We start from the raw sequence: 19,836 nt of genomic DNA, 5'->3' as shown, positions 1-19,836 counted from the left end.
CATCCGGGAGGTGAAACTGTGCTCGAAACGACCGTAGGTATTCGGCATTGCCCGGCCATTGCGCTGTTATTTCCCGGCTATTGCGCGGCAGATATATCTTCCGGCGCGAGCAGGCCGGTGTCCGTCGGCAGGGTCGCGATGACCGTCTCCAACCTGCGGTGATGGCGTTCGGCGACCAGCAGCAGGCAGTCGACGTCGCGGGCCAGGAAGGCGTCCATCATGAGTGCGTGATCGGTGTGCAGGCGCACCCGGTCGCCGCAGCTGATGTGCACCATCGACTGCACCGGCTCGGTGACGTTCCACGCCGATTCCAGCATGTGCAGCAGCCGGAACATGCGCGACGGCTTGGTCAGCGCGATATGAAAATTGCGGGATTCGCGGTGGTAGGCGACCGGATCGTCGTCCCGGATCGCCTGTTCCAGTAGCGCGTTCACCTCGATCAGCGCCGCGCGGTCGGCGCCGCTCGCATTCAACGCAGCCGCGGCCAGCGAGGCGTTCTCCAGGGTCTCCCGGACGATGTACATCTCGCGCAATTCGGCGGCGGTCAGCTGGGCCACCGCGTAACCGCCGTGCGGCTCATGGGTAACCAGTCCCTCCCCGATCAGCGTCTTGAGCGCCTCGCGGACCGGGATGTGGCTCACCCCGAACAGTTCGGCCACCTCGCGCAGCGGAATCACGGTGAGTGGTGGTACCGCGCCGTCCAGGATCACCCGGCGAAGCTCACCGAGAATCACCTGTGGTCGGCCGGGTGCGTCGATGACCAACCTCGCGAGCAGCGCCGAACGTCGTCTCGGGGGCATGCGAAACACGCTAGGCCAGGCGTGTTGCGATTTCGGTCAGGTTTGTGACGCTCAGGAAACGTCTTCGGACAGAACCAACCGGTCCCGTAGGAGGCACTGATGTCGACGCGTCACGTCCATGTAATTCTGTTCGGACACGTAACGACAGAGAGTTTCCGATGACGGTTTCGGCAGCACAGTTCGTAGATCGCCGGTTCGCGACCCTGGTCGCGGAGTTCGACCGGCTGTTCCGGCGACCCACCGACGGCGGCGGGGCGCTCGCGGTCTACCTGCACGGCGAGCCGGTGGTGGACGTCTGGGCCGGGTTCGCGCGGCCGGCGGTGCCGTGGGAACGCGACACCGTGGCCATGGCGTATTCGACCGGGAAGGGCGTGGCCAGCACGCTGCTGCATCGGCTCGCCGAGCGCGGCCGGGTCGCGTACGACGAGCCCGTCGCCACGTACTGGCCCGAATTCGGCGCTGCGGGCAAGGAACGCATCACCGTGCGCGAATTGCTCAGCCACCGAGCGGGTTTGCATCGGCTGCGCGGGCTGCTGCCCGGGCCTTACGATCGATTCTTCGATGACGCGGCAGTGACGGCGGCCCTCGCCGCGGCGGTGCCGGACCCACGTCACCTGATCACCAGCGGGTATCACGGAATCACCTTCGGGCACTTGGTCGCCGAGCTGGTGCGCCAGATCACCGGTACGGAGTTCACCGAGGTGCTGCGCACCGAGATCGCCGAACCGCTTGGCGCCGAAGAACTCTGGTTCCGGGTGCCGGACGACGAGCGCCACCGCATCGCGACCAACTTTCCCCGGCTGACGGTCGCGGGCATGAGCTGGGAGAACAGCTCCCAATTGCTCGGCCGGACCAAGTTCTCGGCCGCCATGGACACCACGCCGAAGGGTTTCGCCGATCTGGTTTCCGATCCGCGCCTGCATGATTCGGTGATGCCGGGCCTCAACGGCGTGTTCTCCGCCCGCGCCCTCGCCCGCGTGTACGGCGCGCTCGCCAACGGCGGCGAACTCGACGGGTACCAGCTGCTGCGCCCGGAAACCATCGAGCAGATCACCCAGCGTCAGGTATTCACCCCGGATTACGTGCTGGCCCTGCGTGTCCCGTGGGCACTCGGCTACCACGCCGTCCCGATGAAGCCCTCCAAGGCCGACCCCATCTCCGCTTTCGGCCATTTCGGCCTGGGCGGCTCCGGCGCCTTCGCCGACCCCGCCACCGGCATGTCCCTCGGCTTCGTCACCAACCGCCTGGGCGGCCGCCTGACTCCCCTCGGCGACGCCCGCCTCGCCCGCCTAGGCACCCTCGCCCACAACCTCGCCAAAGCAGCCTGACCGAAGGCCACCTTCCGCCGCCAAGACGCGATGAAGGGCGCCTTCAGTCGGTGAGGTGGCGGCGGGGGCAGTCTTGGGGGCGAGACACTCGGTGGGGAATCGTCGGACGTTTCGGGGCGGGGGTGGCAGCATGTGCGGCATGGAGTTGGTCGGGATGGAACGGATCATCGCTGCTGCGGAGTTGCTGGCGCCGGTGATTCGGAAGACGCCCATTGTGGCGTCGCGCGTGCTGTCCGAGCGCGCCGGCACCGAGGTGTGGCTGAAGTGCGAGAACCTGCAGCGGACCGGGTCGTTCAAGCCGCGCGGGGCCTATAACCGGATTGCTAATCTGCCCGCCGCGGACCGGGCTCGCGGGGTGGTTGCGGCGAGTGCCGGCAACCACGCGCAAGGGGTGGCCTGGGCGGCGACCTCGCTGGGTATCACCTCGACGGTGTTCATGCCCGTCGGCGCCTCGCTGCCCAAGCTGGCGGCCACCAAGGCGTACGGGGCCGAGGTGCGGCAGGTGGGTGAGACGATCGAGGACGCGCTGGACGCGGCCGTGGAACTCGCCGACCGCACCGGCGCGACGCTGATCCACCCGTTCGATCACCCGGACATCGTGGCCGGGCAGGCGACGGTGGCGCTGGAAATCCTGGAGCAGATCCCCGACGTCGGCACGGTGCTGGTGCCGACCGGTGGCGGCGGGCTGCTCGCGGGCATCGCGGTCGCGCTGCATCAGCTGGCCCCGCAGGTGCGGGTGATCGGGGTGCAGGCGAAGGAGGCGGCGGCCTGGCCGGGTTCGCTGGCGGCGGGCAAGCCGGTGCGGGTCGGGCGGATGGCGACGATGGCCGACGGTATCGCCGTCGGGCAGCCCGGCCAGGTGCCGTTCGTGCATGTGGCCGAGCATGTTTCGACGATGTTGACCGTCGACGAGGACTCGCTGTCCAAGGCGCTGTTGCTGTGCCTGGAGCGAGCCAAGCTGATCGTCGAGCCCGCGGGCGCGGCGGCGGTTGCCGCACTGATGAGTTGCGCCGCAACGGATCTCGATCTGAAGGGGCCGGTCTGCGCGATCCTGTCCGGCGGCAATATCGACCCGCTGCTGCTCACCCGCCTGATCGGTCACGGACTGAGCGCTGCGGGCCGCTATCTCGCTGTCCGCGTGACGATCTCGGATCGACCGGGCGGCCTGAGCACGCTGCTCGGGGTGGTCGGTAAAACCGGCGCCAGCGTGGTCGACGTGGCCCATGCCCGCACCGGCGCCCGGCTCGCCCTCGACGAGGTCGAGGTCTCCCTCACCCTGGAAACCCGAGGCCCGAACCACCGCGACGACGTCCTGAACGCGCTCGCCAACGCGGAATACTCTGTCCGAGTCGAGGATTGACAGCGACCTCGCCGTGGTCGGATCTCGGGCAACTCGATCCGATCACGGCGAGGTGCCGTCGAACACTCTCCCGCACAGCCGAACTCACGCCGGGCTACCCGCAGGAATACCGGCGCTCAGCTGCCCAAGAACAACATGGGGCTCACGATGGCCGCCATCGGCAGCAGCACGGCGTCCATGACGGAGCCGCCGATCGGAAAAGCGATGGCCAGGACAGCGGCCATGAACATTGCCAGACTGTTGCCCACGATGGATCCGATCATTTCCTCTTCTCCTTCTGTTCGTTACTTCCGGTAGCTGTCGAGCTTCACAAAGCCTCGAAGTGCCATAAAGCAGAGAACCGAGCAGAGGTCACCTCGCCAGTGGGCGAGGTGCTCGGACGCCTTTCAGATGGGCGCCGCGACTCATGATAAGTCATGAGTGTTCCGTCATGGGTGTTTCCAGGTATTTGCCCGAAGGCCCCGCCAGGGAGCGTGGCGGGGCCGTGACCCGTGCCGACCAGACGCGGTGGCGTCCGGTCGACCCCTCATCGGGCGACTGTCAGCACTTGCGCTTGTAGAAGTACTTCGAGTTGGCGTCCATGTCCGCCTGAGTGATCGCGATCATGTCGGTCTGGATATTGCGGGTGACCGGCTTGCCCTCGATCGCCGCGGCCGCCTGGTCGACACCCTTGGCACCGATGCCCGCCGGGTCCTGGGCGATAAGTGCCTGCACGGTACCGGCTTTCAAGTCCTCGACCTGCTTGGGGCTCGCGTCGAAACCGACCAGCTTGACCTGACCCAGCTTGTTCGCGTTGCGCAGGCCGGTGGCCGCGCCCTCGGCCGAGCTCAGGTTGGTCGCGAAGATACCGGCCAGGTCCGGGTGCGCGGCCAGCGTCGCGGTGACGATCGACGCCGCCTGCGCCGCTTCGTTGTTGTTGTACTGCACGCCGAGCGAGCTGATGCCGGGGAAGCTCTTGACCGCGTCCTCGAAGCCCTGCGCGCGAGCGTCGGTGGTGGACGTGCCCGCCTTGGTGTTGATCACCAGCACCGGCCCCTTCTCCCCCACCAGCTTCGCCAAGGTCTGCGCCGCGAGCGCGCCGCCCTTCTTGTTGTCCGACGAAATCGACGACAGCGCAATGGAAGTGTCGTCGAGCGCGGTGTCGACCTCGACGATCTTGATGCCCGCGTCCTTGGCCTGCTTGATCGGATTGGCCATCGCGGTGGCGTGCGTCGGGGCGATCAGGATGCCGCCGGGCTTGTTCGCCACCACACCGGTCAGCACCGGCGTCTGGGAGCCTGCGTCGAACTTGGTCGGCGCCTGCGTGTCCAGCTTGTAGCCGAGCTTCGTGGCTTCGTCCTGTGCGCCGCACTGCATCGAGATGTAGAACGGCTCGTCGGCGACGCCCGGAATCAGCACCAGCTTCTTACTGTCGCCGCCGCCACCCGAATTGCTCACCTGCCCACTACAAGACACCAGCAGCGCGCTGATCGACGCCATCGCGCCGATCACCACCGCTGTCCGCTTGGCCACCCTCATTGGTTACCTCCACCGTTATTGTGTTGTTCCACTATCGAATTCCTATTTCCGATCGCGGGCCCGGCGGCGGAGCTGGTCGAACCAGACCGCCGCGACCAGGACCACGCTCACCGCGATCGGCTGCCAGAACACCGGCACCTGCGCGATGACGAACCCCTTCTTCAGCACCGACGGGATGAACACGCCGATCACGGTCCCGACGATCGAGCCGACACCGCCGAAAAGGCTGGTGCCGCCGATCACTACGCCCGCGATGGCATCCAGGTTGTCGGTGGTGTGCCCGCCGATGGTGGTGGTGCCGAAGTAGGCCAGGTTCATGAAGCCCGCCAGCCCGGCCAGCACGCCGGTGAGCAGGTACACCGTCACCAGATGCCGGGTGACCGCGATGCCGGAGCGCCGGGCGGCCTCCTCGTTGGAGCCGATGGCGTAGGTGTAGCGGCCGAAGCGGGTGGTGTGCAGCACCCAGGCGGCGAGCACCGTCACGACGGTGGCGACCAGCACCAGGTTCGGTATCCCGCCCAGCGTGGTGCCGAAACCGAGTGTGTCACGCAGGTTTTCGGGGACGGTCCGGGTGTCCACGCCGCCGGTGATCAGCTGGGCCGCGCCGAGTGCGGCGCCGAACGAGCCGAGCGTGACGATCAGCGGCGGAATCTTGGCCTTGGCCACCAGCAAGCCGTTGATCAGGCCCCAAAGGCCGCCGCCCGCAATGGAAAGCAGGAAGCCGACGGCGATGATGCCCCAGCCCGCGCCGGTGGCGTCCTGGTCCGGGCTCAGCCACTCCATCGATTTGGCGCCGATCACGCCGGAGAAGATCAGCACCATGCCGACCGACAGGTCGATGCCGGAGGTGATGATCACGAACGTCATCCCCACCGAAAGGACAAGCAGCACCGAGGTTTCGATGAGCAGCGTCTGAAAGGTGAACCGGGTCGGGAACGCATCGGGCCGCAGCACGCTGAACACGATGCACAATGCGACCAGCACGACGCCGATCCACACCGTGCTCGCGGCCATCAGTCGTTGCAGGACAGTGCGTTCGGGCAGTTCGGTACCGCCGTTGCCGTTTCCGTCGACGCTGACGGACTTGACCTCGCTCACGCGGCGCCCTCCTGTGACAACGCGCCGGTCATGGCGCCCACCAATTGCTCGAGCGTGGCCTCGGCGGCGGTGAACCGCGCCACCCGCCTGCCGAGCCGCAGCACTTCGATGCGGTCCGCGACCGCCAAGACCTCCGGCATGTTGTGGCTGATCAGCACCACCGCGATGCCCTCGCCGGCCACCCGGCGGATCACGTCGAGCACCCGCTCGCGCTGCACCACGCCGAGCGCGGCGGTCGGCTCGTCCATGAACACCACCTTGCTGGCCCACATCACCGCCCTGGCCACCGCGACGCTCTGCCGCTGCCCGCCGGACAGCGAGCCGATCGGCACGTCCGCGCTCTGCAGGGTGACGCCGAGACGCCGGAAGTGTTCGACCGCTTGGGCTCTCATCGCGGTGCGGTCCAGCATGCCGAGCTTGCCGGGTAGCCCCTTGCGCACCAGCTCGCGGCCGAGGAACAGGTTCGCGGCCGGGTCCAGATCCGGCGCCACCGCGAGGTCCTGATACACGGTCTCCACGCCCAGTTTGCGGGCGGCCGTCGGCGTATTCAGCACCACCGGCTTGCCGTCCAGCAAAATCCGCCCGGAATCCGGCTGCTCGGCCCCGGAAAGGCATTTCACCAGAGTCGATTTACCCGCACCGTTGTCGCCGATCAGTGCGACGACTTCACCGGCGCTCACCTCAAAGTTCGCGCCACGCAACGCCTCGACCCCGCCATAGCGCTTCACCAGCCCCTCGGCCCGCAGCGTGACGACGGAATCGGCCTGTTTCGCCGCATCGTCCGAGGTCATCGGCCACATCCGTGCGCGCACAGCTGAGCAAACGTCCAGTCCATCCCGCGATGCTACGTTCGCCCATCATCCCGTGGGACGAATTCGGCAAAATGCGGAAGGCGCAACGGAACTCGGTTTCCAAGCCGAGAAAACAATGCACGCAATGCCCACGTTGGCAGGTTCCTCGGGTAGAGCTCGCGGTGCTCGAAGCTTCAGCGCTGAAACTCGTGGAGATTTCCGGGGACCAACTGGCTGCGTCGCACGTCGAAGAAAATGCACAACCGTTCTGTCGTCGAGTAGAAGGAGTTGCCAATGGACCGTGGACGCCCACGACCGGACCTGGGCCCCGGATGAGCCCGCGCACCGCAGCGCGACATCTGCTGGCGGACGACCAGCAGACCGAAACCGCGCCACCCAGTTACCCTGGGGATATGAGCAGCATGGACGCCGATGTGACCCTCGCGGAGTTCGAGGTACTGGAGCGCGCATCGTCCGAGGAGGTCGACGTCGAGCTGATCAATGGAAGGATCTACGTGGTTCCGGTTCCTGACGGCGAGCATGACGAGTACGCCAGCACAATCGGCGATCAGATTCGCGACCATTGCCCAGAGCTGCGATTACCGCACGAGCGGGGTCTACGCATCCCTTCCTATCGCGAGAGCCGTGCGCGCGTCGATGGGGCGGTTGCACCTCGTGGATATTTTCGTGACCAGCCGCCATGGTCCGATCCCGCCGGAGTCGTGATGATCGTAGAAGTCACCTCGGGCCGCGAACGTGACGCCGACGTCGATCGCACCGAAAAGCGCGACGCCTATGCACAGGCGTCTATCCCAGAATACCTGCTCGTCGACCGTCACCGTGGTGAGGTACTGATCTACTGGGAGCCGGCCGACAACGAATACCGGCACAACGCCACCGCCAAATTCGGTGCATCGCTACGACTGCCGGCACCCTTCGATTTCGACCTGGACACCAGCGAGTTCCTCTGATCCACCCAGCATCCGGGTGTACCGGCGGTTCGGATGGCCGTCGGTACAGCTGGGCTCAATGCGCACCGCCTAGTTCTAGGTCATGTCTCCCAATAGCTTTAGCCATTCGACAACGAGGGCCAGGACGAACGGAATCCCGGTCCGCGGCCGCTACCGCATGCCCTCGACCACACGACGGGTGTTGGCGAAGTTAGGACCAATGCGCCCTTCGGATTTCGGCAGCAACAACTCCAGCAACTCCCACTGGCTATCCGTCAGAACCTGATACCGATTACCGACCGCCGACACCACGACGACCATCCTGCCGGACGACAGCCGAAACCGTTGAGTGACAACGCTTCAGGACTGCCGCTATCCGGCTCGGCGTCGTCCAGGCTCTGCTGGTGATGTCGGCGGCGTCGAGATTCGTTGTGCGCCAGATGCCGCACCTACAGCATCAACAAAAAGTCGAACCTGGCGGCCTGGACCATCGACGGCCGCTTCCACAAAGGCAGCCAGGACGAGGCGACGATTGAGGAACCCTTCCACGCGGCGTTCACGGTGACCAAGGCCGCATGCAAAGACGGGCGTGTGCAGGTAGCCCACGGCGAAATCTCCGACACATCCCGGCGGCCATGGGCGCGGCAATAGCCACCTCGGCGACCATGCCCGCCCCACCAAGGCCACGACGGCGCGCACCCACTCCAACAGCGACTAATGGGAGACACAACCTAGTTGGAACCTCGGCCAATCCATACAGGGGGTCGGCGCCGAATACACGGTCAGCGCTGATCGTGAACCAACACATCGATCGAAAGGTAGTGCACGATGTCTATTCGTTACCACCGCTATGCAGTGGTGATCCTGGCTGGTGCTGTGGGAGCTGTCTCATTCATTGCGCAGAGCGGTGTGCGACCCGCGGCCGCCCAGGCTTCTACGGTGGTTATGACATGCACCGAAGAGGGCAAGGTCTTGTGGCCTGCGCCAGGGATTGGTAAGGAGCCTGCTGTGGTCAAATGGACGGAGGACCTGAAGTACTCCGACTGCAAAGACCCTGATGGTAAGGCGGTCAACCCGCATCCGGTGAGTTCGAAAGCTTCGGGCACCGAGAAAGTATCGTGCAATGGTGATGCCACTGACGACCACGGCACCGGAACGATGAAATGGTCGGACGGCACCACCAGTGAGTTCAAAACGGGCGAGACCTCCGAGACCGTGACGGACGGTAACGACAGCGGCGAGTTCCCGATTTCCATCACGTCAGGGACCTATGCAGGACACTCTGCGAAAGACGTAGGCACGACGACAGAGACCGGCTCCTGTCCGGGCGAGAAGGCAGCGACTGCGACAGGGACGCTGACCATCTACTGATGCCGCTGTCCGGAAGTTGTTTTGCACCACCTCACTCTCCGTCAGTGGTGGAGTGATCGAACAGCGCGATTACCCCGTCGCTGGCGGGGAGATGAATCCCGTGGTGTGGAAGTAGCGGATGTATTGGTCGAGCAGGTCGTGGTCGTCAGGTCGGCAGGTGATGCCGGATCCGTGGAGGTCTCGTTGGATTCGGCTCACGTCGAGAGCGGGGAAGTGGTGATTGTCGTACGTTTCCGCGACGGTGAGGGCGTCGCGGAACGCGGCGAGATTGGTGAACAGTGGATGAAAGGGACCCCATGGATGAGCAGGGTTCTTGGTGAGGTGCTCACTCACGGCATCGGTCCAGTCGTGATAACTGACGTCGCGGATGGTGTGACCGTGCGCGCGGAACCGGTCGATCATGTCGGAGAGCGTGGTTTCGTGGGGGTTGATGAGGTGGTAGGCCTGGCCCTGTGCAGGTTGGGTGAGGCTCAGGTGGATTGCGGCGTTGGCGCAGTAGTCGACTGGCACCAGATTCATGGGAAGGTCCCAGATAGGAGCGAGCCCTGTTTCCACCATGATTTGAAAGAACTCGGTGACAGCGACGCCGTTGGTATCCCAGTTGGATGTGGCGGAGTCCCCGCTGATGTCGTACGCACGGTAGATCGCGGTCGGTAATCCATTGGCGGCGGCATCGAACAGGAGTTGCTCGGAAACCCACTTGCTTTCGCTGTAACCCCACGAGAGCAGTTGCACATTGTCGCGCATCGGGGTGTCCTCGGTGATGTGCCGCAGCCCGAAGGTGTCCACACCCTCGACCGTGACGACGCTAGAGATGTAGTGCAGTGGGACCGCACGCCGAGCGGCCAGGCGGATGAGCTCGCGCGTGGATTCGACATTGGCTGCCCGCAGTTGCTCGTAAGGATAGATGTAATTGACGTGAGCGCCGCAGTGGTGAATTAGATCAGCGTGGGAGGCTTGGTGCTCCCATTCCTGTTCGGACATGCCCAGTCGCGGGCGACCGAGGTCACCGAGTATCGGGTGGATACGGTCAGCGGGAACCGGCCGGGTCAGTCCGCGTCGTAGTTGCGCCTGGATCACTCGGTGGCGGGCATGTTGTTCATTGCGAGCCCGGACAACAACATGGATATCGGCGTCGCTGCGATCCAGCAGCGCACGCAACATGTACGAGCCGAGGAATCCGGTAGCTCCGGTCAACAGCACATGCTTGGGTGCCTGCCACGTGGGCGCGGGTGTGGTAGCGAGCACGGATGGCATATCCCAGTCCAGGTCAGGGCGCCAGCGGTCGACGGGAGCATGCACCGTGGTCGATCCCGCCATGACACGCTCGACGGCGGTGGTAAACCCCTGCAGGGTGGGCTCGGCAAGCAGCGCGTTCACCAACCTGAAGCTATGTTTGCTGCCCAACTGCAAGTTGCGTTCGAGGCGTATGACCAATTGAGCTGCCAGCAGCGAGTTGCCGCCACAGGCGATGAAATTCTCACTGTCCTCGCCGCGGCTACCGGGCAGGGTGGATGCCCACACCTGGGCCACGGCCTCTCGCGTCGATCGCGGTGGCGCCGAATCCTCAGCCGCCACAGCGCCGCCGGACTGCAGGAGGGCGAGCCGGTCAACCTTGCCGGTGGAGGTCAAGGGGAGTCGGTCGATGACGGTGATGGTGGCCGGCACCATGTAATGGGGCAGCCGCCCGCTCAGGTAGGCGCGCAGATCCATGTCCGTGACCGGCCGGTTGGGGGTCCGGAGACTGACGTACGCGGCCAGGTACCGGCTGAGACCGTCCTCTCGGGCGAACACGCAGGCGTCCGCGACATCAGGATGATCGGCAACCGCGGCGCGGATCTCGGCAAGCTCGATCCGGAATCCGCGTACCTTGACCTGGTCGTCACGCCGACCGCAGAACTCGAGGATCCCATCGGGGCGGCGGAGTCCGAAATCACCGGTACGGTAGAGATGTTGGGGTGGATCACCAGGGCGCAGGGTTCGCGTGCAAAAACTTCCGGCGGTCTCGCCCGGATTGTTCAAATATCCTGACGCGACACCACCGCCACCGATAAACAGCTCGCCTTCTTCGCCCGGATCAGCGACGGTGCCGTCGTTGCGCAGCACATGAACGACCGTGTCGGCAATTGGCCGGCCGATCGGCACCGTCGCCGCGTCCGGTGCCAGGTCCTCAACCTCATAGCACGTGGCGAAGGTGGTTGCTTCGGTCGGGCCGTATCCGTTCAGCAGATGCTCGGGCCTGCCGTGATCGAATACCCGACGCACAGCATCAGGATCCAACACCTCACCACAGACCGCCAGATACCGCACAGTTGCGAAGGCCTGCGGTCGCTCCTGCGCGATGTGGTGGAATATGCTGGTCGTCAACCACACCGTGTCTATCTGTTGTCGCTGAATCAGCGTATGAAACTCCTCGGGGACCAGCAGGATCTGCGACGGAATCGGCACCAAACAACCCCCGTTGAGCAGAGTCGCCCAGATCTCCAAGGTGGAAATATCGAACGACAGTGACGATGCATGCAGAACACGCTCCTGTCCTCGCATATTCATAAATCCATTGGCGACCGCAGCGCGCGCCACACCACGTTGCGGAGCCGGAATAGCCTTCGGTCGACCCGTCGATCCCGACGTGAACATCACATAAGCTGGTGTAACCGCCGCGGCCACTGCACCCGGAAGAACCAGCCGATCAGAATCATCCCCGGCAATCAATACATCATCGAACTCCAAAACGCGGACACCATTATCGCAAAGCTCACCCACGCCGGGCACCCGGATCATCGCCGTGGGCTCCGAATCCTCCAGCATCCCCCTGATTCGCTCATCAGGAAGCGACAAATCCACCGGCATAAACGAAGCCCCTGCGTACAGAACTCCTAGAAATGCCATCACCGTCTCCGCGCATCGGGGCCCCAACACGCCGACCACCTCACCAGCCGACACCCCATAGTGATGCAATCCGCGAGCGAATCGCTCCGCCTTCTCGGACAATTCACCGTAAGTGAACCGATGCTCTACAGCATCGACAGCCAACCAATCCGGGTGTGCCTCCGCCTGCGCAGCGAACAGCTCTGCCAACGACTGATTCCACAACGACTCGTATTCCGCTCCGAGTTCGCCTGAACTCGGTGCCGTCTGTGATTTACGCATGAATCGCGTCCTCTCCTGCGTGAGACATGGCACGTCCAGTCGGGTAATTCAGCTGGATGAGATCGGCCGAGTAGCTGCGCTCCCCATACAACCAATCAACGCCAAGAGCGCCCAGTGGTTGTGGCTGACCCTCCTCAGAACTCCGCGATTCACCAGCTGTGCCGCGACCCACTGGCGCGTCGACACCGGCACCACAGTGCTGCGGTCGGTAGGCGCCTGAGCCCACAACCACGCCGGTGAACCCACCCCCAGCGAGAAACCGGCACCGATAGCCACGATCGCGATCGGCACTTCAGCGGTAGCGGACATGACGCACCAACTCCTCACTCAGAGATAGCGGTGACATACGAGAAACCGATAGGCACGCGTGGTAATGGGTCGCCAGACAATCCGGCAAGATCGTGTCGGTGACCTTCTGTGGGTAAGGATTCCCGTTTCGAGTGTCGTTCCCCGCGTGGCGGCAGTTCAATAGCTCCCCAGTGTCGAGCGCCGCCGAAACGGTGCTCGAGAAGGTGTCCGACGACTCGTTGGCGAACCATTAGTTACCGGCTGTTCATCGTTTCTGGGGTCGATCTGCCGCGAAGGCAACGGATTTACACCGACCAGCGCACACCACAGCAACCCGCTGTCCAAGATCTTCCAATTCTCGGCGTGTCACACGGCATGTCGATCGGTGCGACCCCGGATATCAGCTGATGCCGCGATCGTGTCTCACGGAAACCGAATCACTCATACGCCGATGACGAGCTCCTCCGGCACCATTGTCCAGAGCCGACGTGGAGCCGATGCCGAGGCTGGCGTGGGACGGATAGCCGGTGGCTTCGGTGCGCCGCTGCGGCGTAGTCGCGCGGAATGCGATGCGGGAGAGGGCGTACGTTGTCCCGCCGGGCCATATCAGGCCCTGTTGGCACAGTCAACGAGACCTTTACCTGCGAAAACGGCGGACGTTGCGCTGAAATCGGCCTTCGGTAAGTCTTTTGGGCCAACAGTGCTGAACGATTTGCCTGGCCGGCGGTCTGGGTATAGCGGCAAACGCCCCTGACCAGCTGATCAATGCTCTGGTCAGGGGCGTTTGCCGTTTGCGGTCGGCGCTGGAGCACCCGGAGGCTTGCTGATTGTTCGCTCGGAGAAGTTGCGGCAATGGGCCGTGGCTGCCGAGTCGAACCGTGAACGGAGATCAGACGAGACGACACATCACGGCAAATCAACCGTATTAGCAACAAATCACCCCTGCCCGGTCTTCTGCGGCATGCTATGAGCCAGCTGACCTTGAACATGAACCACTGAAACCGGAGATGCCGACGATTCATACTGATAGAATTCATTGTCTACTCAGGAATTTGCGTGACTGTTTCTCGCCGCTGAGGTGAACGATCCCTGGTGTGGCGGCTGGAACAGGGGTCGCAGAATGGCAGAACAAAGGAGTTGGCGCTGACCGAATCGGCCAACGAGGCGATCACTTTGCCGATTATCCGTAGTCCGGGCTGCCCCTTCGATCCGCCGACGGGGCTGGCCGACCTGTGCGAACAGCGCGGGCTCGTCCGAATGACCTTTCCGGACGGACACCTGGGCTGGCTGGCCACCGCTCACCGTACGGTCCGGGCGGTTCTCGGCGATTCGAGGTTCAGTGCGCGCTACCAGCTGTTGCACGATCCGCTCTACGATGCGGACTTGTCCCAGACGGTGTCCCCGGCCGGGGACTTCGGTGGCGCTGACAAGCCCGAGCACACGCGACTCCGGCAGGAACTCACAGCCAAATTCACCGTTCGCCGCATGAGGCTGCTGACCGCGCGCATCGCGCATATCTGCACCGACTGTCTGGATGCCATGGAAAAGCACGGGCCATCCGTGGATCTGGTCGAGGCCTATGCGCGACCCGTCGCGGCATTGACCATCTGTGAGCTGCTCGGCGTGCCTTACGACGATCACGAGTTCTTTCAGCACCAGGTCACGGCGGTCGTGGAGTCAAGTTGGTTCGAGGAGATGGGCGGCGACGTTTGGAAGCGGGTGACCGGCTATATCCGCGAGCTGGTCGTGGCCAAACGTGCCGCACCCACCGACGACATGTTGAGCGAACTCACGACTACCGAACTCTCCGATGACGAAATCGCCGGCATGGGGACCTTCCTCCTCGGTGCCGGTCTGGAGACCACCCGCAACATGATCGCACTCGGCACGTTCGCGCTGCTGCGTCACCCGGACCAGTTAGCCGCACTCCGCGTGGAGCCCGAACTCGCAGACGGCGCGGTCGAAGAGCTGTTGCGCTACTTGACAGTCGTGCACACAGGCGTCCGGACGGCACTCGAGGATGTCGAGCTGGACGGTCTGCTGATCAAGGCAGGAGAGTCGGTCGCGCTCTCGCTGAATGCAGCCAACCGCGACGCCCGTCGCTTCTCCGATCCCGATACGCTGAACGTGCGGCGACGGTCGGTCGGCCACCTGGCCTTCGGTTATGGTGTGCACCAATGTCTTGGTCAGCAATTGGCCCGGGTTGAACTGCGCGTCGCCATCCCCGCGCTGGTGGCTCGGTTCCCTACTCTGCGACTCGCGATCGCACCCGGCGAAGTAGCCATGTCTTCCGGCAACATTTGCGGGACGCACAGCCTCCCTGTCACCTGGGAGTGAATCCCCCCGGTGAGTCCGGGACTTTGATGTGCCCCGGGTTTGCCGGAGTCGGTCTGCTTGACTCTTACATTGCGACTCGCGGTAGATCGAAGTCGGTGCTGCGCCTCCGGGATGTGCGCGCTGACCGCCCCGGATCTCTTCGACCAGAGTCCCGGCGATGGCAGGTTAGTCCTGCGGGACTCTTGACGCACGAAGCAAAACCGTAAACGAGTCAGCGCCTACCGGCGCGTTCTACTTTGCGGCTCGGGACAGCTTCAGGAGTTCCGTGCCAACTTCCCTGGAGACGAGCATCGTTGCGGAGTTCCTCTGGCGTATCAGGTTGCCGGGTCTATCGAATTGCTGACGACGAGCGATACCGGGACGCATACCCCACACCAAAGCCGCTCGACTGCACGAGATCGTTAACACGTTGTCGAACGCGCCTTCAACAAGGTCAAACGCTGGCGAGCCGTCGCTACCCGTTACGACAAGTTGGCCTCGACCTACCGCGCCGGGTTCGTCCTGGCCCTCGTTGTCGAATGGCTAAAGCTATTGGGGGACATGACCTAGTGCGAACACTCCCAGGATCACCAGCCCGATTCCGCCGACCTGGAGCAGTGTCAGGCGTTCGTCCAGGAACAGGACGCCGATGAGGGCGATGACGGCGACGCCGACGGCCGACCAGATGCCGTAGGCGACGCCGATCTGTATGCCGCGCTTCATGGCCTGGGAGAGGAACCAGAAGGCGCTGCCGTAGCCGATGACCACGATGATCGACGGTATGACCTTGCTGAATCCGTCGGACAGCTTCAGCGAAACGGTGGCGGTCACCTCGGACGCGATGGCAATGGCCAGCAACAACAGGGTCATTGCCGCAGCGTAACGAGTGCCGAGCAATAGCTGGGCACCGCGCCCCGCCGACCAGCCGCGAGTGGCACACGATGCGGCCGTTGGCGCCGACGGCTGCACTCTTTCTCGGGATGCGCACTGCTTCCGGGTGTCCGCAGTGGGTGCGAATCCCAACAGAGAGTGCGGATCTCGGTCCGAGGGCCTCCGCCCCGCGAACCCGAGAGGGAGTGCGGATTTCGGCGCGGCGGGGGTCAGGTCAGCCAGGTGCGGAGTTGGGCTGTGGTGGTGGCTATTTCGGCTAGTTGGATGGTTACCTGGGTGCCTGCGGTGCCGCCCCGGGCGTTGCGGGAGGCGATGGAGCCCTGGACGGTAAGGACCTCGCGGACCTGGGGGGTGAGGGCGGGGTCGATGGTGGCGAATTCTTCGTCGGTAAGGTCGGCCAGGCCGACGCCGCGGGATTCGGCGGCGCGGACGCAAGCGCCTGCGGCTTCGTGGGCGACGCGGAACGGGACGCCCTGGCGGACCAGCCATTCGGCGATGTCGGTGGCGAGGGTGAAGCCGGCGGGGGCGAGTTCGGCCATCCGGTCGGTGTGGAAGGTGAGCGTCGAAACCAGACCCGCGATGGCGGGGAGCAGCAGTTCCAGTTGGGCGACCGAGTCGAACAGGGGTTCCTTGTCCTCCTGCAGGTCTCGGTTGTAGGCCAGCGGCTGCGCCTTCAGGGTGGCCAGCAGGCCGGTGAGGTTGCCGATGAGCCTGCCCGCCTTGCCGCGGGTGAGCTCGGATACGTCCGGGTTCTTCTTCTGCGGCATGATCGAGGAGCCGGTGGACCAGGCGTCGGCGAGGGTGATGTAGCCGAATTCCGGTGTGCTCCAGAGGATCACCTCTTCGGCCATTCGGCTCAGGTCGACGCCGATCATGGCGAGCACGAACGCGGCCTCGGCGGCGAAGTCACGCGAGGAGGTGGCGTCGATCGAGTTGGCGGCGGAGCCGTCGAAGTCCAGTTCGGCGGCGATCGCCTCGGGATCGAGTCCGAGCGAGGACCCGGCCAGCGCGCCGGAACCGTACGGCGACACCGCCGCTCGCTTGTCGAAGTCGCGCAGCCGATCGATATCGCGCAGCAGCGGATGCGCGTGCGCGAGCAGGTGATGCGCGAGCAGTACGGGCTGCGCGGCCTGCAGGTGCGTCTTGCCCGGCATCACCGCGTCGGGATGCGCGGCGGCCTGCGTCACCAGCGCGTCGACCACGTCGAGCACGCCGACCGCGACCCGGCGCACGCCGTCGCGCAGCCACATCCGGAACAGCGTGGCCACCTGGTCATTCCGCGACCGCCCGGCCCGCAGCCGCCCGCCGAGCTCGGTGCCGACCCGGTCGATCAGTCCGCGTTCCAGCGCGCCGTGCACGTCCTCGTCGGAGTCGGCGGGGGCGAACGCGCCCGAATCCACGTCCGCGGCAAGCTGATCCAACCCGGCGAGCATCCCGGCGAGGTCGCTCTCGGAGAGCAGTCCGGCCTTGTGCAGCACGCGTGCGTGCGCCTTGGACGCGCGAATGTCGTAGGGCGCCAGGACCCAGTCGAACTGGGTGGACTTGCTCAGCGCCGCCATCGCCTCGGCCGGGCCGGACGCGAAGCGCCCGCCCCACAGCGCACCGGTGTTCGTGCTGCCGCTCTGCGTCATGGTGTGCTGTCTCCTCCGGGTCGGATTGCGGTCATCAGTAAATGGGAATGCATGTTCTCGGCGACGTCGGCGGGCACCGCGCGGCCGCGGTCGGCCAGCACCGTCACCGCGTCGGCCCGTTCGGCGGTCCAGCCGTGTTCGGTGAACCAGACGACCGGATCGCTGCGCCCTTCGGTCGAGTACCACAGCGAGTCGACGTCCAGATCGATGTCGAGCGCGGCCAGCATGCGATCTCGATTGTCTTGCTGCTGTTGCCTATCCGGTATCAGGTCGCCCTGCGTCGTCATATTGAGCGCCACCCGGCTGCCCGGCACGCTCAGTGCCGCGATGTTGGTCAACAGGCGATCCTGCGCGTCCGCGGGGAGGTAGCGCAGCAACCCCTCGACAAGCCACGCGGTCCGCACGGCCGGATCGAACCCGTTGTCGCGCAACGCCGCAGGCCAGTCGTTGCGCAAGTCCACCGGGACCTCGCGACGATCGGCCGCAGGCTCGCTTCCGGCGAGCGCGGACGCCTTGAACTGCAACACCTTCGGCTGATCCAGCTCGAAAATCGTGGTGCCCGAGGGCCAGTCGAGCCGATAAGCCCTGGCATCGAGTCCGGCGGCCACGATGACGATCTGCCGGATGCCCGCGGCGGCCGCCGCTTCGAGGTAGTCGTCGAAGTAGCAGGTGCGGGCCACCAGGAGATCACCGAGCGCACCATAGGAACGCACCACGGACTGATCGATCTCGCCGATAGTGCGCTGACTCAGCCGAGTCCACGACGGCGAACCGACCGCACTCACCAGCACTTCGGCGTACGGGTCGCGGAACAACGCGTCGGCCCGCCTGCTCTCACCCGCGCGCAGCGCCGCGACACCGAGTGCCGTCGCGCCAACACTGCTCACGATGTCCCAGCTGTCGTCATCGGTCCGCATCGTCGCTCCCTTCGAGTCGAGCCGATTCCTCGGCCGCCCCCGAGACTACGACCGCTTCCTGAGTGCCACACGCACCGACCGACCCCGCTGCTCGAGCAACCATCTCGCCCACGCTCGGCGACCGAGCGCGGGCGAGGTCGCGCCTACTTCTGGTTCAGGTCCCGGCGCGCGGCGACCTTGGAGGACAGCCCGTGGATCTGCACGAAGCCCTTGGCCAGCGACTGGTCGAAGGTGTCGCCCTCGTCGTAGGTGGCCAGGTTGAAGTCGTAGAGCGACTGCTCCGAGCGACGTCCGTTGACGACCGCGTTGCCGCCGTGCAGCACCATCCGGATGTCGCCGGAGACGTGCTCCTGGGTTTCGCCGACGAACGCGTCCAGCGCGCGCTTGAGCGGGGAGAACCAGAGGCCGTCGTAGACCAGCTCGCCCCAGCGCTGCTCGACCTGCCGCTTGTACCGGCCCAGCTCGCGCTCGACGGTGACGGCCTCGAGTTCCTGGTGCGCGGTGATCAGCGCGATGGCGCCGGGCGCCTCATAAATCTCCCGGCTCTTGATGCCGACAAGCCGGTCCTCGACCATGTCGAGGCGGCCGACACCCTGACGGCCCGCCCGATGGTTCAGCTCGACGATGGCCTCGAGCACGCTGACCGGGCGGCCGTCGATGGCGACCGGGATGCCCTTCTCGAAGGTGATGATGAGCTCGTCGGGCGCCTCGAAGTTGACCGTCGCGTCGGCGGTGTAGTCGTAGACGTCCTTGGTCGGCGCGTTCCAGAGGTCCTCCAGGAAGCCGGTTTCCACCGCGCGACCCCAGACGTTCTGGTCGATGGAGAACGGGGACTTCTTGGTGACGTTGATCGGCAGCGAGTTCTCCTCGGCGAAGGCGATGGCCTTCTCCCTGGTCCACGCGTAGTCGCGGACCGGGGCGATCACGTTCAAGTCGGGCGCGAGCGCGCCGATGCCGACCTCGAAGCGCACCTGGTCGTTACCCTTGCCGGTGCAGCCGTGCGCGACGGTGCTGGCACCGTGGAACTTGGCCGCCTCTACGAGGTGCTTGACGATGAGCGGGCGGCTGATCGCCGACACCAGCGGGTAGCGGCCCATGTACATGGCGTTGGCCTGGATGGTCGGCAGGCAGTAGTCGTTGGCGAACTCGTCGCGCGCGTCCACCACGATGGCCTCGACCGCGCCGCAGTCCAGCGCTCGCTGGCGCACCACGTTCATGTCCTCGCCGCCCTGGCCGAGGTCGATGGCCACGGCCACCACCTCGGAACCGGTCTCCTTGGCAATCCAGCTGATCGCCACGGAGGTGTCCAGCCCACCTGAGTAGGCGAGTACGACGCGTTCGGACATGGTCTGTGTGCTCCTCGGTTTCGATTCTTGTCTTCGAAGTACGGACAGGCTTCCCGCCCTAGCGGCCCGCACGTCCTACAA

General features: G+C 65.0%; 16 protein-coding genes and 1 pseudogene. 6 read left to right on the top strand and 11 right to left on the bottom strand.

Features of this window, described 5'->3' with window-relative positions; translation table 11 throughout:
- Nucleotides 1–77: 77 nt before the first annotated feature.
- Nucleotides 78–800 carry a GntR family transcriptional regulator gene (locus ACFWF1_RS18005; protein ID WP_379288841.1) on the bottom strand — a complete coding sequence of 241 codons (723 nt, stop codon included), beginning with the start codon at nucleotides 798–800 and terminating at the stop codon, nucleotides 78–80.
- Nucleotides 801–958: 158 nt separating this feature from the next.
- Here ACFWF1_RS18005 and ACFWF1_RS18000 point away from each other — a divergent pair, with 158 nt between their 5' ends.
- On the top strand, nucleotides 959–2,128 hold the full coding sequence (locus ACFWF1_RS18000; protein WP_379288843.1) for a serine hydrolase domain-containing protein: 1,170 nt from the start codon (nucleotides 959–961) through the stop codon (nucleotides 2,126–2,128).
- Between the two features lie 130 nt (nucleotides 2,129–2,258).
- Nucleotides 2,259–3,488 (top strand): threonine ammonia-lyase, encoded by a 1,230-nt coding sequence (gene ilvA / locus ACFWF1_RS17995; protein WP_379288845.1) that lies wholly within the window; start codon nucleotides 2,259–2,261, stop codon nucleotides 3,486–3,488.
- Nucleotides 3,489–3,604: 116 nt separating this feature from the next.
- Here ilvA and ACFWF1_RS17990 read toward each other — a convergent pair whose 3' ends face one another.
- From ACFWF1_RS17990 to ACFWF1_RS17975, 4 genes are all read right to left on the bottom strand, one after another.
- On the bottom strand, nucleotides 3,605–3,751 hold the full coding sequence (locus tag ACFWF1_RS17990) for a hypothetical protein (protein ID WP_379288847.1): 147 nt from the start codon (nucleotides 3,749–3,751) through the stop codon (nucleotides 3,605–3,607).
- A 277-nt stretch (nucleotides 3,752–4,028) separates the two neighbouring features.
- On the bottom strand, nucleotides 4,029–5,006 hold the full coding sequence (locus ACFWF1_RS17985; RefSeq protein ID WP_379288849.1) for an ABC transporter substrate-binding protein: 978 nt from the start codon (nucleotides 5,004–5,006) through the stop codon (nucleotides 4,029–4,031).
- A gap of 42 nt (nucleotides 5,007–5,048) precedes the next feature.
- Nucleotides 5,049–6,104 carry an ABC transporter permease gene (locus ACFWF1_RS17980; RefSeq protein ID WP_379288851.1) on the bottom strand — a complete coding sequence of 352 codons (1,056 nt, stop codon included), beginning with the start codon at nucleotides 6,102–6,104 and terminating at the stop codon, nucleotides 5,049–5,051.
- Nucleotides 6,101–6,895 carry an ATP-binding cassette domain-containing protein gene (locus tag ACFWF1_RS17975; RefSeq protein WP_379288853.1) on the bottom strand — a complete coding sequence of 265 codons (795 nt, stop codon included), beginning with the start codon at nucleotides 6,893–6,895 and terminating at the stop codon, nucleotides 6,101–6,103. The genes ACFWF1_RS17980 and ACFWF1_RS17975 overlap by 4 nt, the downstream gene beginning before the upstream one ends.
- Before the next feature lie 413 nt (nucleotides 6,896–7,308).
- Between ACFWF1_RS17975 and ACFWF1_RS17970 the strand changes: the two genes are divergently transcribed.
- Nucleotides 7,309–7,866 (top strand): Uma2 family endonuclease, encoded by a 558-nt coding sequence (locus ACFWF1_RS17970; RefSeq protein WP_379288855.1) that lies wholly within the window; start codon nucleotides 7,309–7,311, stop codon nucleotides 7,864–7,866.
- Between the two features lie 150 nt (nucleotides 7,867–8,016).
- On the opposite strand, the gene ACFWF1_RS17965 is transcribed toward ACFWF1_RS17970, so the two are convergent.
- On the bottom strand, nucleotides 8,017–8,166 hold the full coding sequence (locus ACFWF1_RS17965; RefSeq protein ID WP_379288857.1) for a hypothetical protein: 150 nt from the start codon (nucleotides 8,164–8,166) through the stop codon (nucleotides 8,017–8,019).
- A gap of 507 nt (nucleotides 8,167–8,673) precedes the next feature.
- Between ACFWF1_RS17965 and ACFWF1_RS17960 the strand changes: the two genes are divergently transcribed.
- Entirely contained in the window at nucleotides 8,674–9,216 is a 543-nt protein-coding gene (locus ACFWF1_RS17960) for a hypothetical protein (protein ID WP_379288859.1), read from the top strand.
- Nucleotides 9,217–9,285: 69 nt separating this feature from the next.
- On the opposite strand, the gene ACFWF1_RS17955 is transcribed toward ACFWF1_RS17960, so the two are convergent.
- A complete protein-coding gene (locus ACFWF1_RS17955; RefSeq protein WP_379288861.1) occupies nucleotides 9,286–12,366 on the bottom strand; it encodes an amino acid adenylation domain-containing protein in 3,081 nt (1,026 codons plus the stop codon).
- A gap of 1,425 nt (nucleotides 12,367–13,791) precedes the next feature.
- Between ACFWF1_RS17955 and ACFWF1_RS17950 the strand changes: the two genes are divergently transcribed.
- A complete protein-coding gene (locus ACFWF1_RS17950) occupies nucleotides 13,792–14,991 on the top strand; it encodes a cytochrome P450 (protein ID WP_379288863.1) in 1,200 nt (399 codons plus the stop codon).
- A gap of 405 nt (nucleotides 14,992–15,396) precedes the next feature.
- Nucleotides 15,397–15,540, top strand: a pseudogene (locus ACFWF1_RS17945) (IS5/IS1182 family transposase); the annotation flags it as partial.
- Here the strand turns inward: ACFWF1_RS17945 and ACFWF1_RS17940 are convergent.
- The 4 genes from ACFWF1_RS17940 to ACFWF1_RS17925 form a co-directional block, all read right to left on the bottom strand.
- A complete protein-coding gene (locus ACFWF1_RS17940) occupies nucleotides 15,520–15,840 on the bottom strand; it encodes a DMT family transporter (RefSeq protein ID WP_379288865.1) in 321 nt (106 codons plus the stop codon). The pseudogene ACFWF1_RS17945 and the gene ACFWF1_RS17940 sit on opposite strands and share 21 nt — an antisense overlap.
- Before the next feature lie 230 nt (nucleotides 15,841–16,070).
- Nucleotides 16,071–17,492: an argininosuccinate lyase gene (argH, locus tag ACFWF1_RS17935; protein WP_379288867.1), complete on the bottom strand. Its 1,422-nt coding sequence runs from the start codon at nucleotides 17,490–17,492 to the stop codon at nucleotides 16,071–16,073.
- Nucleotides 17,489–18,409, bottom strand: coding sequence for a class I SAM-dependent methyltransferase (locus tag ACFWF1_RS17930; protein ID WP_379288869.1), 921 nt, complete (start codon nucleotides 18,407–18,409; stop codon nucleotides 17,489–17,491). Before ACFWF1_RS17930 ends, argH begins: the two co-directional genes overlap by 4 nt.
- A 143-nt stretch (nucleotides 18,410–18,552) precedes the next feature.
- Nucleotides 18,553–19,755: an argininosuccinate synthase gene (locus ACFWF1_RS17925; RefSeq protein ID WP_379288871.1), complete on the bottom strand. Its 1,203-nt coding sequence runs from the start codon at nucleotides 19,753–19,755 to the stop codon at nucleotides 18,553–18,555.
- Nucleotides 19,756–19,836 lie beyond the last annotated feature (81 nt).

Origin of the sequence: Nocardia sp. NPDC060255 (assembly GCF_042727395.1) — a bacterium.
Lineage (GTDB): Bacteria > Actinomycetota > Actinomycetes > Mycobacteriales > Mycobacteriaceae > Nocardia.
Note: the sequence above shows the minus strand (reverse complement) of the source record. Positions and strands in the feature narration are given on the sequence as shown.